Below are 13,184 nucleotides of genomic sequence, written 5' to 3'. Positions count from 1 at the left end.
TTTAGTATAGCATAGACTTACTAAATTTTTCTTAAACTAGCTACTACTATTGGCGTATTGGCGAGTTGCCGCAAAATTCAGTAGCTTTATAGGACATGTTCTGGCTACTTAAAATACTTTTTTATTAAACAAAAAAACGGCTCATACTTTGAAATAACTTTCAAAGTATGAGCCGCAACTAGTATTAATTTTTAGCCTGCTAACTCTTCAAATTGAGAATTATAAAGTTGCGCATAGTAGCCACCTTTGGCTAATAATTCTTCATGGGTACCTTGTTCTTTAATATCCCCATCTTGCATATAAAGAATCTTGTCGGCATCTTTAATCGTTGACAAGCGGTGAGCAATAACAAAAGAAGTTCTGCCTGCCATTAAGTTGTTCATAGCATTTTGAATTAAGACTTCCGTCCGTGTATCAACAGAAGATGTCGCTTCATCCAAAATCAAAATCGGTTTATCTGCTAAAATTGCCCGCGCAATTGTTAGTAATTGTTTTTGACCTTGAGAGATGTTGGAAGACTCTTCATTAAGTTCCATATTGTAACCACCAGGTAATGTTTCAATGAAGTGATGCACATGGGCAGCTTTGGCTGCGGCATAAACTTCTTCATCAGTTGCATCTAAATTACCATAGCGTAAGTTGTCCATAATGGTTCCTTTGAACAACCAAGTATCTTGTAAAACCATCCCGATGTTTTGACGTAAATCAGCTCGGTTAAAGTCACGAATATCATGACCGTCAATTTTAATAGCACCAGAATTCACGTCATAAAAACGCATTAACAATTTAACCATTGTCGTTTTACCAGCACCAGTCGGCCCAACGATTGCCACCATCTGACCTGGATCAACATGGCTGCTAAAATCGTTAATGATAATTTTATCTGGTGTATAGCCAAAGTGTACGTGTTCAAAATCCACTTCACCTTTAACTTTTCCGATTTTAACTGGATTTTCAACAGTTTGTGCCTCTTCATCTTCACCTAAGAATTCAAAAACACGTTCAGCAGCTGCTGCCATTGATTGCAACATATTTGAAACTTGCGCTAATTGCGCAATTGGTTGAGTTAAATTGCGGACATATTGAATGAAGGCTTGAATATCCCCAACGGTAATTGTGCCGTTGTAAGCTAAAATCCCACCAATAATCGCCACTGCAACATAACCTAAGTTACCAACAAAGTTCATAATTGGTTGCATCAAACCTGAAAGAAATTGTGATTTCCAAGCAGATTTGAATAAGATATCATTTTGTTCTTTAAATTCTTTCATGGCATTTTCTTCATCGTTAAACAAATGAACAATGTTATAGCCACCGACAGTTTCTTCTACTTGACCGTTAATTTTACCTAAATATTTTTGTTGGGTAGCAAAATATTTTTGTGAATATTTCACGACAAACATAATTAACAACAAGGAAATTGGCACAATCAAAACGGAAATTCCCGTCATTTGAACAGAAATAGATAACATCATGATAATTACACCGACAATAGTAAATGTAGAAGTAATTAACTGGGTAACAGATTGGTTTAATGATTGACCTAAAGTATCCACGTCATTAGTGATACGGGATAAAACTTCACCAGTTGTCCGGCTTTCAAAGTAGTTCATTGGCATCCGATTAATTTTTTCAGTAATTTCTTTACGCATCCGGTAAGTAATCTTTTGAGTAACAGTCGACATGATCCAGCCTTGCATCACACCAAAGAGTGCTGCGACTAAATACAAACCCAACATAAAGAGTAGAATTTGACCGATTTTATCGAAGTTAATGCCACCAGTACCTTGATATTTTTTGATTAAGCCATTGAATAATTCCGTAATGGCTTTTGATAAGATTTTTGGTCCCCAGATATTAAAAACAGTTGACGCTGCTGCGAATATCATGACAAACAAGACTGCAATCTTGTATTCTGCCATATAGGAGACTAATTTTTTTATGGTGCCTTTAAAGTCTTTGGCTTTTTCGCCACCGGCCATGCCGCCACCCATTGGGCCACGACCGCCACGGGGAGTTTGTTGTTTATTTTCTGCCATTTTCTTCGCCTCCTATTCTGCTTCTAAGCCCAATTCAGCGTTACTCAATTGTGAAGAAGCAATTTCTTGATAAACAGCAGATGTTTCCATCAATTCTTCGTGAGTACCTTGTGCAACAATCCGACCTTCATTTAAAACAATAATGTTATCGGCATGTAAAATCGTCGAAATTTTTTGCGCTACGATAATTTGCGTAATACCTTTAACATTTTCGGCTAATGCTCGTCGTAAAGCGACATCTGTCTTATTATCTAACGCAGAAAGTGAATCATCAAAAATTAAGATTTTGGGATCTTTGGCTAACGCACGCGCAATCGCCAAACGTTGTTTTTGCCCACCAGAAACATTGGTCCCGCCTTGAGAAATAGCACGATCATAACCCGCATCATTTGAATTAATGAATTCTTCTGCTTGAGCAATCATGGCCGCTTTTTTCATTTGTTCATCTGAAATACCATCGACGTTCCCAAATTTAATATTTGATTTAATATCACCAGAGAATAAAACCCCTTTTTGTGGTACAAAACCAATTAAATCATGGAGTTTGTGTAAACTCATCTGACGAATATCAACACCGTCAATCGTAATACGACCAGTTGAAACATCAAACAAACGTGGAATTAAGTTTACAACAGTCGATTTACCAGAACCGGTTGAACCAATTAAGGCTGTTGTTTGACCTGGTTTAGCTGTGAAATTCAAGTGATGCAATACATCTTCATCTGCATCAGGATAATGGAAAGTAACTCCTTCAAATTTCACTTCACCGGTAAAGTCGTGATCATCTTGTGGTTGATCGGGATCAGTAATAGTTGGTTTTGTTTCTAAGATTTCATCTACCCGTCCAGCAGAAACGTTAGCACGAGGTAAAATAATTGAAACCATTGAAAGCATCATAAAGGCCATGACAATTTGCATTGTATATGTGATAAATGCCATCATATCCCCAACTTGTAATTGACCAGCATCCATATTGTGACCGCCGACCCAAACGATTAAGACGGAAATCCCATTCATAAGTAACATCATAATTGGCATCATAATGGACATTGAACGGTTAACAAACATTTGTGTTTTCATTAAATCAGTATTGGCACCGTCAAAACGTTTTTCTTCATATTTTTCACGGGAGAAAGCACGAATAACAGGTAAACCAGTGATAATTTCACGAGAAACCAAGTTCACGCGGTCGACTAATTTTTGTAGGCTCTTGAATTTTGGCATAGTAAAACCAAGTAATGTCAAAACTAAAAACAAAACTAATCCAACGGCAACGCCGATGATCCAGCCCATGCCAGTTCCTGTTTTATAAACTTCATAAATCCCACCAAGTCCTAAGATTGGAGCATATAAAACCATACGAATGGTCATAACTAACCCCATTTGGATTTGTTGAATATCATTAGTACTACGGGTGATTAATGAAGCTGGTGAGAATTTTTCCATCTCGGCATTGGAGAATTTTAAAATTTGATTGAATTGTCCAACCCGTAAATTTTTACCAACAGAAGATGAAACTAAAGAAGCAATCAAACCAACTAAAATAGCAGCCGCTGCTGAAATTAAAGTTAAGATAATCATCTGTGTTCCTTTTTTCACCATATAATCTGTTTGAATTTGTTTTGTGTCTTTATTTAATGCTTTATATTCGGCTAATGTTAATTGGACACCGACTGTTTTCATGGAATCTTCACCCATGTCGCCCAGTTCAGCTTTCGTTTCTTTTCTCGCTGCTGCTACTTTTTCAGGCATCGCATCATTGGTCTTTTGCAATTCATCGCCAATTTTTTGCGCTTGTGCACCTTTTTCTTTTGCTTCATCAGCGAGTTGTTGCGCTTGTGCGCCTTTTGTTTGCGCTGTTGCCATGTCGCCAGCTGCCGCTGCTGTTTGGGCCTCTGTTGCTGCAGTTTGGGCTTGTTCACCTAACGATTTAGCTTGTGCACCTAATTCTTGTGCTTTTTTACCATCTGTACCTAGTTTTTGATAAGTATCTAAAATTTCTTTGGCGGCATTGCCGTCTTTTGAATCTTTGGCCTGAGAAGAAGCGAGCATCATCATTGGTAATTCAAAAATTTTCGCTAACTTTTCTTTGGTCATCCCTTTTTGTAAATTGAGGTTATATACTTCAACTTTTTTGCCATCCACTGTTTTAGTGCCGGCTTTATAGTTTTCTTTAATCGTATCTTTTTCAGCATCAGTCATAAAAAGTTCAACTGCTGAAAGCGTAGATTTTCGAATTGTTTCTGGGGTTGGATTTTCCAAACCGCCTTGTTGAATCCCTACGTCGACGATGTCTGACGTAATGCTTGGTAATGTCAAATCACTATTAGCTTGAATTCCTAAGAGTACCAGTGCCGCTAGGATTGCATACCAGTATTTGCCTAGATATTTAAATAATTTCACGTCTGCAACCTTCCTTACATATTAGATTTTTCTTCTTCAGATTTAGTAGCACCGCTTTTTAGCCAGTTAAGCTTTAATGAAAAATCGTATAAAGCTTCTTCCATATCAAAATCATCTTGTCCTACCAGATGACGATAGCCTTCTGCAACCGTAGAAAAAACGACGTGCATCAACATTTTGACTAAAATTTTCAACTCTTTTTGATTTTGAACTTTTAAAGTCGTTAGATCAATCATGTTATAAAACGCCTGCATACTCTTCCGATGTTCTTGTCTGGCATCAGTAGCATGAAGTGGGGGTGCCTGTTGCTTACCTAGGTGTGGCGCAACTTTATGAAAAGAACGATAGTCCATATTCATAAATAAATTTTTGTAAAACGCTGCGTTTTCTCCATGTAACACTTCTTTGACCATTTTAGTAAAGTAAATTTCAAAACCATCAAAAAGTTGCCCTTGTGCTTCTTCCATTGCATTATTGAGTTCTTGCTGGCTATCTCTTCGCATACTTTGAAAATAGTAATAATAAAGATCTTCTTTATCTTCAAAATACTGATAAAAACTGCCACGAGGAATACCGGCATCCTTAATAATTTGAGCAATAGACGCGTCCCCTAAAGGTACTCTGGAAAACTCTTTTTTCGCAGCTTTCATAATCCGTTGCTGCTTTTCTTTAGTCAGATGAAAAAAGGTTTCCTTTGGCATGATCTCTCCTCCTTACTTTAAAAATTTTCACTTTAAATAAATGACGCCATGTCATGTGACAATGTGTCATTATACACCCATTTTTGGTAATTGCAAGCATTTTGCATAATAATTTTCATAGAATTTTTTATAAGAAAAACGTTATTCTAACAGGTAAAAAAACTTATACAGCAGCGTTTATCTTATAATGAAAATTATTTTTTGATTTTTTGGCACCTCCACCTAATTTTCAAACGTAAAAAATTCATCATTTCTTCATAACTTTATTTGAAATAACGTTTTCAATTTAAAGTAAAAGAAAAGAATAATGTTTAATTTTTAAACATTCCAGTAAAACGATACTATCAGATTGTTTTATGAGTTCTTTAGTTGCTAAATTGCAAGCAGCTTTTACAACTTGATTTTCTTTAACCAATTAATGATAGCCTCACTCAGCTCTTTTTGTTGTTGTGAATTAGAAATTGTGGCTTTGCCATCGCCTTTTTGCGCACCATAACTGCCAAAACCAGCATGATTACCACCTTTAATTTCTAAAAAAGTAGTATTATCTGGCAAATAAGCTTTTGATTTTTGATATTGGGTTTTATTTAAAACCTGATCCTGACTTGCAGTAATAGATAAGACGGGAATATTCACTTTTTTAAGCGAACCTTTTTCATCAGGATAACTAGCTAAAAAAATCATACCGGCAATTTCCTTTTGATGATTTTGCCCATATCGACTAGCCATTACCCCACCTAATGAGTGGCCTATCAAAATATTTTTTGCTTTGGCATTTTTCGCTTTGGCATTTTTCCCTAGGACAACATCCGCCTTGTTTGGCGCAAGTACTGCTAAATTTAACGGCAACTTCAATACATAAACCGAATAACCTGCATCTGCTACTGCTTGTGCCCAAATACGATAACTAGCAGGTGCCACTAAAGCGCCGGGATAAAAGATAAGATTGGTTTGCTCTTCATTTTTATTTGGCTGTGAACTGACAAAAAGCTCATAATCTTTTGTCGCTTTTGTAGGTTTAATTACCGTAGCAGCTTTACTTGGCTCATACGTATTCTCTTTTAGATATAAGCTACCACCTGCAGTCACAAACAGAAAAACAACCAAAATTCCCAGCAACATTTTTTGCCACCAACGCCATTTTTTCACATTTATACCTTCTTTATTCCATTTTTTTGCGATAATGAAGTTCTACCATTTCCCCCATCGTTGTGCTATCAACAAAAGTCAAACGCTGTTGGTAATCCCCTTTTGGAAATAATCGTTTGCCACTACCCAATAACACTGGAGCAATTTGAATCCAGTATTCATCTAGTAAGTTAGCTTCCATTAAATGTGTCAAAAGTTTTCCACCACCTACAATCCAAATGTAGCCATGAACTTGCTTTTTTAAATCCCCAATGACTTTAATAGGATCTTGAGCGGTAAAATAGCCTTCCTGAATTTCATCAGTTCGTGTGCGGGAAAAAATAATTTTTTGTTTCTTAGGATATAGGGGTTCTCCTTTTAGTAGTCCGATTACCTCATCATAAGTCACTCGTCCCATTACTACTGCTGCAACTTTTTCCTCAAAATCTTTATAAGTCGATATTCCAGCTAAATCCGTATCAAATAACCACTGCAAATTGTCATTATCATCTGCCAAATAGCCGTCCAAACTTATTGCTCCGTAAAAAACGACTTTTCCCATCAAAAATCTCCTTTTAACGTATTACACTAATTTTCAAAACAAAATAAGTTCTACTTCAGTATACCAACAAGGGGCAATCTTATAAAAAGATTGCCCTTTTTCTTTACAGGAAAGTTTAATGGTGTTGTTTTTGGTCTTAGGCGATAGGCTAGACTATAAGAAAAGCGGAATACCTTTATTCCTTGTGTACCATTTATAATCTGTTTGCAAAAAAACCGCAACACCTTTTTAAGATGTTGCGGTTTATCAAAAAAATTAAATTAAAACTGCTAATTAATACTAGCAATCCCTTATTTTATATTTCGACAAACAAAAACGAAGCGATGTTGCAAATTAAAAATACTTCCTCGTCTTAGCAATTCTTGCTGTAAATCAAGTAATTCAGCAAAATTATTTGCGACAGAAAAATCAGGAAACTCCCATGGAATTGTCCGCAAGTAGTAAATTAGACCATCCATATCATAAAATTCTTGTTTCAAATAGGCTTCATCTTGATACAAAATATCAAAATCGTAATTTTTTAAAGCTTTCGTCACCAATGCAAGATGAAAGTCAAAAGTCACTTTCTTGTAGCCGGGAATAACCCGCGATGCTAGGTTAACACCATTAAAATCACCAACTTGTTGGGAAATAAAGATGCCTCCAGGTTTTAATACGCGTTTCACTTCAGAAATATCAAATGATTCATGGGAATTAATGACAATATCAAAAGTATTTTCAGAAAAATTTAGTTCATCTTGTTCATTAACAAATTGAACATTAACGCCTCTTGGTTGTAATTTTTCTAAAAGTAAATGGTAATTTTTTTCATATCCTTCTGTCACAGCTGTTTTTTCATAAGGATGACCAAATGTTGCTAATAATTCGCCTCCACCTGTTCCCATGTCTAATAACTGCATATCTTTTTTCAAATATTTCAAGACAATTTTTTGATAATCCCAATCAGGAACTTCACAAAAATACTTATTTTTTAAATAAGAAAAATCCCAACCAATAAATTTCTTTTGGTTCACTTCACTTTGTAACCATTGCTTTTTTAACATTGCTATATTCATACTTTCATCTCCTAATAATTATCAGTGAGAGCGATATAGCTTAGATTGACAGGAAATTTTTACTCGATATAGCGCCTATCAAATAAAACTATATCGAGTAGCTACCTCGTTTAAACATCATAATCTCCTCCTTATTATATTTAACATAACACTTTTAAAGTAAGATTGCTAGCGCTTTCTAAAAAATATTTATTTTGAAATAACTTAAAATTTAGAAAGTAATTTAAACTTGACCGAAAAATTGAAGATAGATTTATAAATTTGAATGCTCAATCTCTATTTAAAAAATTCCATTACCCATTGTTTATCTCAGAATAATCTAGAAAAGTATAAAATATTCTATCTAGGTACTTACTGGAATGGTAAATTGAAACAAATATAACGTACAAGGAGGAACAGTGTTTGAGTAAAGATAAAGAATTTTTTTTAATTGTAACAATCACTCAATATATAATTTATGGAATTTCGTTAGTATGGGCATTTTTAGCTAGAGGAATTACACCAAACTGGCCATTTTATCTCTTGTTGGTTGGGATATTAATAGGAAATTTTATCCCACATAAGTATCGTAGTAATTTCTTTTCAACTGAACCTGGTTTCGTTTTTAAAACAAAGACACGAAAATTTGAAAATATTATTTACTTGATAACTACTTGTCTAGTTATTTTGCTAGTTATACTTCTTAATATCTCATGATGTATCAATGCAGAAGATGATGAGAAAATAGAAACTAACTTCACCTATCTCTTTATTTGCATAGCCAATCTAAAAATCACCACAAAAAAAGAGTACCAAAACATTGAATTAATAATGTTTTGGTACTCTTTAAATGTATTACCCCACGCTGCCTTCCATTTCATAACTAATCAAACGATTTAACTCAACCGCATATTCCATTGGAAGTTCTTTGGTGAATGGTTCGACAAAGCCCATGACAATCATTTCAGTCGCTTCTGATTCTGATAAACCACGGCTCATCAGGTAGTAAAGTTGTTCTTCAGAAATTTTGGAAACTTTAGCTTCGTGTTCAAGAGACACTTGGCTATTGTGAATTTCGTTAAAAGGAATCGTATCTGATTTTGATAGTTCATCCATAATAATCGTATCACACTCGATATGAGAAGCCGATCCCGCACTTTTCTTACCAAAAGTTACTTGACCGCGATAGTTTACTTCACCGCCGTCTTTTGAAATAGATTTTGAGACAATAGAGCTTGATGTGTTGGGTGCATTATGAATCATTTTAGCACCTGTATCTTGGATTTGGTTAGCACCAGCAAAAGCGATTGAAAGCATTGTCCCGCGCGCACCTTCACCATCCAAGTATACACTTGGATATTTCATTGTTGTTTTTGCACCCAAGTTTCCGTCAATCCATTCAACAGTTGCACCTTCATAGGCTTTAGCCCGTTTTGTGACTAAATTGTAGACATTATCTGACCAGTTTTGAATCGTAGTATAGCGGCAGTAAGCATCTTTTCTGGTGAAAATTTCAACGATTGCCGCATGCAAACTATTGCTGGAATAAGTTGGTGCAGTACATCCTTCTACGTAATGTACGCTTGCACCTTCATCGACGATAATCAATGTCCGCTCAAATTGGCCGGTATTTTCAGCGTTGATTCGGAAATACGTTTGTAATGGTGTATCAACTCGCACGCCTTTTGGTACATAAATAAAGGTTCCCCCAGACCAAACAGCGGAATTTAATGCCGCTAATTTATTATCTGTTGGTGGTACCAATTGCGCAAAATACTCTTTGAAAAGTTCAGGATACTCTTTTAGAGCAGAATCGGTATCGGTAAAAATAATCCCCAACTTTTCAAATTCTTCTTTCATGTTATGGTAAACCACTTCTGATTCATATTGAGCAGAAGCACCAGCTAAGTAAGCTCGTTCTGCTTCTGGAATCCCAATTTTCTCAAAAGTATCTTTAATTTTATCAGGAACATCATCCCAATCACGAACTGGTTTGTCACTGGCTTTTTGATAATATTTAATTTTATTAAAGTCGATGTCAGAAAGGTCTGGTCCCCATTTTTGCATCGGCATTTTATTAAATGCTGCTAGTGATTTCAAACGAAAATCTAGCATCCATTCTGGTTCGCCTTTTACAGCAGAAATTTCCCGGACCACTTCTTCAGTTAAACCTTCACCAGTACTAAAAACAGGTTTGACATCATCATGGAAACCAAATTTGTATTCTTCTAATTCAGGAACACCCATGGGATCACTACTCCTTACTTTATTTCGTCTTACTTTTATAGCTTCAATTTGATAGGTAAATGTTATTTAATTGTTTTTACCTAAGCTATCTTCTTCATGTGGATGAATAGAACTTGTTTCTGCAATGCCAGTATTAGAATCTAAAACCGCTTTTTCTAACGCTTTCCAAGCTAATGTCGCACATTTGATACGAGTAGGAAATTTAGCCACGCCACTTAACATCGCTGCATCTCCTAGTTTATCCGCTTCAGGTACATCTTTTCCTTGGACTAAGTCAGAAAACATTTGTTCTAAATTTTCAACTTCTGATAATGGTTTTCCAATCACAGCATCTGTCATCATCGAAGCACTCGCTGTACTAATGGAGCAGCCACTACCGTCAAAAGCAATATCTGAGATAATACCATCGTTTACTTCTACTTCCAAATGAATCACATCGCCACAAGTTGGATTGTTCATTTCAATGGTCACATTTGATTTTCCCAACGTTCCGCGATGGTGCGGATGGCTGGAATGATCTAGAATGACTTGGCGATATAAATTGTCTAATTTAGATAGAGCCATGTTGGAAAAACTCCTTTGTTTTGTGAATCGCATCAATTAAACGATCCGCATCTTTTTTAGTGTTATAAAAATAAAAACTTGCTCGTGCTGTTGCTGGTACATTTAAATACTTCAATAACGGCTGCGCACAGTGATGTCCGGCTCTAACCGCAACGCCTTCCATGTCTAAGGCCGTGGCGACATCATGGGGATGTAATCCTTCAATATTAAAGGCGATGACACCAGTGTGATCTTTTGGATTTTGCGGACCATAAACCGTTACCCCTTCAATCGCTTTTAATTTTGGCATCACATAATCAACTAAGCTTTGTTCATAAGCATGAATTTCATCCATGCCAATTTCAGTTAAGTAATCTACTGCAGCACCCAAACCAATTCCACCAGCAATATTAGGTGTACCCGCCTCGAATTTCCACGGTAATTCTTTCCAAGTGCTGTCATACAAATTCACAAAATCAATCATTTCACCGCCAAATTCCACCGGCTCCATTTGTTCCAACCACTTACGTTTACCATATAAGACCCCAATTCCTGTCGGGCCACACATTTTATGCCCACTAAAAGCATAAAAATCAGCATCTAATTGTTGGACGTCTACTTTCATATGAGGAACCGCTTGAGCACCATCAACCACCATAATCGCATCGTTTTCGTGAGCCAACGTAACTAGTTCTTGAATAGGATTAATGCCACCTAAAACGTTTGATACTTGAGCGATGGAGACAATTTTCGTTTTTGCCCCTATCTTACGCTTAGCGTCAGCTAAATCTAGATATCCTTCTGGCGTAATGTTGATATAAATTAATTTTGCGCCTTTTTTTTGGGCCAATTGTTGCCAAGGAATGATATTGGAATGATGTTCCATATAAGAAATCACGATTTCATCGCCGGCTTCAACAAATTGATCTCCAAAACTATTCGCTACCCAGTTTAAACCAGTAGTTGTTCCTCGGGTAAACAACACTTCTGCAGTTTCTTTGGCATTAATAAACGCACGAACTTTCTCACGAGCAGCTTCATAGGATTTGGTTGCTCGTTCCGCTAAAGTATGAACCCCGCGGTGAACATTTGCGTTGTCTTGATGATAATAAGCTGCTACTTTAGCTAAAACTGCTTCTGGTTTTTGGGTAGTCGCAGCGTTATCTAAGTAAACCAATGGTTCATCGTTTACTAATTGATGCAATATCGGGAAATCTTGTCGTAATTTTAGCGCATCAATCATTGATTCAACTTCCCTTCAATCACGTCAATAAATTCTTTTTGAGCTTCTTTAACCGGAATTGCTGTAATCACTGATCCTAAGAAACCACGAATAACCAAACGTTCCGCTTCTGTTTTTGGCAAGCCACGACTCATTAAGTAATACATTTCTTCTGGATCTACTCGCCCAACACTGGCAGCATGGCCAGCAGTTACTTCATTTTCATCAATTAAAAGAATTGGATTAGCATCCCCGCGAGCTTTATCAGAAAGCATTAGAACACGACTTTCTTGTTGGGCATCTGCACCTTTTGCACCTTTTAAAATATGTCCGATGCCGTTAAAAGTTAAAGTTCCTTTTTCACGAATGACACCGTGTTGCAAAATATGACCGATAGAATGAGGCGCTTTATTAGTAACTCGAGTATCAATTCCTTGAATTTGTTTGCCAGCTGAAATAGCTACAACTTTAATTTCAGAATGGGCTCCATCGCCAACTAAATCCGTATCAAAGTCTGCTACTACGTCACCGTCATTCATAACCCCAATGGCCCAATCTACCATTGCATCTCGCATAACATAGCCACGACGATTCAAATAAGTAGTTAAATTAACACCTAATCGGTCAATCGCAGAATATTTTACTTTAGCGCCAGCTTTAGCAATTACTTCCACCACGATATTGGCAGCTTGTTTTTTAGCATCTTCAGCAGTTGAGCTAAAACGTTCTAAATAAGTAAACTCACTATGCTCATCAGCGACAATTAAAATGTGTTTAAAGAAATGTTCTGCACCAGTTTGATTTAAAATTGCTTCAATTGGTTCTTTTATAACAACATTTTTAGGAACATATAAAAACAATCCGCTATTCATAAAAGCGGCATGTGCTGCAGTTAGTTTATCTTCAAAAGGTGTTACAGCTTTGGTCATATAATATTCTTTGACCAATTCAGGATAATCTTTTGCTGCGGTGAAAATGTCCGTGAAAATAACTCCTTGTTTCACTAGCTCTTGTGGTAACTGTTCAAAGACCGTGGTATCGTCTGTTTGGACTAACATCGGATTATCTGCCATCACATCAAAAGCTGCGACCCCTGCTTCTTTTGGTTCAACACTTAGATGTTCACTTGTCACATTTAATAATGGCCAGCGATGGAAACGTACGCGATCAATTTTAGGTAAAGACATTTCATCAACTTTTTCTAATGCCGCTAAACGTAATTCCAACATCCAAGTTGGTTCTTCTTTGTAAGCAGAAAAGGTGGTCACATCAGCCAGTAACTTTTTCAATTCTGTCATCAACTTG

The 13,184-nt window shown here is 36.4% G+C and carries 11 protein-coding genes; 1 reads left to right on the top strand and 10 read right to left on the bottom strand.

Translation table 11 applies throughout. The features are described from left to right. Positions 1-191: 191 nt before the first annotated feature. The 6 genes from IGI65_RS05115 to IGI65_RS05090 form a co-directional block, all read right to left on the bottom strand. A complete protein-coding gene (locus IGI65_RS05115) occupies positions 192-2,039 on the bottom strand; it encodes an ABC transporter ATP-binding protein (protein ID WP_071864839.1) in 1,848 nt (615 codons plus the stop codon). Positions 2,040-2,051: 12 nt separating this feature from the next. Continuing rightward, positions 2,052-4,442, bottom strand: a complete 2,391-nt coding sequence (locus IGI65_RS05110) for an ABC transporter ATP-binding protein (RefSeq protein ID WP_438773441.1) — start codon at positions 4,440-4,442, stop codon at positions 2,052-2,054. 14 nt (positions 4,443-4,456) lie between these two features. Then, positions 4,457-5,143 carry a TetR/AcrR family transcriptional regulator gene (locus IGI65_RS05105; RefSeq protein WP_071864837.1) on the bottom strand — a complete coding sequence of 229 codons (687 nt, stop codon included), beginning with the start codon at positions 5,141-5,143 and terminating at the stop codon, positions 4,457-4,459. A gap of 390 nt (positions 5,144-5,533) precedes the next feature. Continuing rightward, entirely contained in the window at positions 5,534-6,265 is a 732-nt protein-coding gene (locus IGI65_RS05100) for an alpha/beta fold hydrolase (protein WP_438774412.1), read from the bottom strand. A 40-nt stretch (positions 6,266-6,305) separates the two neighbouring features. Further along, positions 6,306-6,833, bottom strand: coding sequence for a dihydrofolate reductase family protein (locus tag IGI65_RS05095; RefSeq protein ID WP_438773440.1), 528 nt, complete (start codon positions 6,831-6,833; stop codon positions 6,306-6,308). A gap of 290 nt (positions 6,834-7,123) precedes the next feature. Beyond that, positions 7,124-7,888 (bottom strand): class I SAM-dependent methyltransferase, encoded by a 765-nt coding sequence (locus tag IGI65_RS05090; RefSeq protein WP_438773439.1) that lies wholly within the window; start codon positions 7,886-7,888, stop codon positions 7,124-7,126. Between the two features lie 402 nt (positions 7,889-8,290). Between IGI65_RS05090 and IGI65_RS05085 the strand changes: the two genes are divergently transcribed. Further along, on the top strand, positions 8,291-8,584 hold the full coding sequence (locus IGI65_RS05085; protein ID WP_438773438.1) for a hypothetical protein: 294 nt from the start codon (positions 8,291-8,293) through the stop codon (positions 8,582-8,584). A gap of 138 nt (positions 8,585-8,722) precedes the next feature. Here the strand turns inward: IGI65_RS05085 and sufB are convergent, their stop codons facing one another. The 4 genes from sufB to sufD all read right to left on the bottom strand — a co-directional run bounded on the left by sufB (position 8,723) and on the right by sufD (position 13,177). Continuing rightward, positions 8,723-10,114, bottom strand: a complete 1,392-nt coding sequence (gene sufB / locus IGI65_RS05080) for a Fe-S cluster assembly protein SufB (protein WP_438773437.1) — start codon at positions 10,112-10,114, stop codon at positions 8,723-8,725. 66 nt (positions 10,115-10,180) lie between these two features. Continuing rightward, entirely contained in the window at positions 10,181-10,678 is a 498-nt protein-coding gene (gene sufU, locus IGI65_RS05075) for a Fe-S cluster assembly sulfur transfer protein SufU (RefSeq protein WP_095005939.1), read from the bottom strand. Then, positions 10,665-11,900, bottom strand: a complete 1,236-nt coding sequence (locus IGI65_RS05070; RefSeq protein WP_438773436.1) for a cysteine desulfurase — start codon at positions 11,898-11,900, stop codon at positions 10,665-10,667. Before IGI65_RS05070 ends, sufU begins: the two co-directional genes overlap by 14 nt. Beyond that, positions 11,897-13,177: a Fe-S cluster assembly protein SufD gene (gene sufD, locus IGI65_RS05065; RefSeq protein WP_438773435.1), complete on the bottom strand. Its 1,281-nt coding sequence runs from the start codon at positions 13,175-13,177 to the stop codon at positions 11,897-11,899. The genes IGI65_RS05070 and sufD overlap by 4 nt, the downstream gene beginning before the upstream one ends. Between the last annotated feature and the right edge of the window lie 7 nt (positions 13,178-13,184).

It is taken from the genome of Enterococcus sp. DIV0755b, assembly GCF_051713765.1.
GTDB classification, from domain to species: domain Bacteria; phylum Bacillota; class Bacilli; order Lactobacillales; family Enterococcaceae; genus Enterococcus_C; species Enterococcus_C canintestini.
Note: the sequence above shows the minus strand (reverse complement) of the source record. Positions and strands in the feature narration are given on the sequence as shown.

Bases quoted from the DNA above. Each gene is read 5' to 3' on its own strand.
- IGI65_RS05115 (WP_071864839.1), bottom strand. From the start codon at position 2,039: ATGGCAGAAAATAAACAACAAACTCCCCGTGGCGGTCGTGGCCCAATG.
- IGI65_RS05105 (WP_071864837.1), bottom strand. From the start codon at position 5,143: ATGCCAAAGGAAACCTTTTTTCATCTGACTAAAGAAAAGCAGCAACGG.
- IGI65_RS05100 (WP_438774412.1), bottom strand. From the start codon at position 6,265: ATGTTGCTGGGAATTTTGGTTGTTTTTCTGTTTGTGACTGCAGGTGGT.
- IGI65_RS05095 (WP_438773440.1), bottom strand. From the start codon at position 6,833: ATGGGAAAAGTCGTTTTTTACGGAGCAATAAGTTTGGACGGCTATTTG.
- IGI65_RS05090 (WP_438773439.1), bottom strand. From the start codon at position 7,888: ATGAATATAGCAATGTTAAAAAAGCAATGGTTACAAAGTGAAGTGAAC.
- sufB (WP_438773437.1), bottom strand. From the start codon at position 10,114: ATGGGTGTTCCTGAATTAGAAGAATACAAATTTGGTTTCCATGATGAT.
- sufU (WP_095005939.1), bottom strand. From the start codon at position 10,678: ATGGCTCTATCTAAATTAGACAATTTATATCGCCAAGTCATTCTAGAT.
- IGI65_RS05070 (WP_438773436.1), bottom strand. From the start codon at position 11,900: ATGATTGATGCGCTAAAATTACGACAAGATTTCCCGATATTGCATCAA.
- sufD (WP_438773435.1), bottom strand. From the start codon at position 13,177: ATGACAGAATTGAAAAAGTTACTGGCTGATGTGACCACCTTTTCTGCT.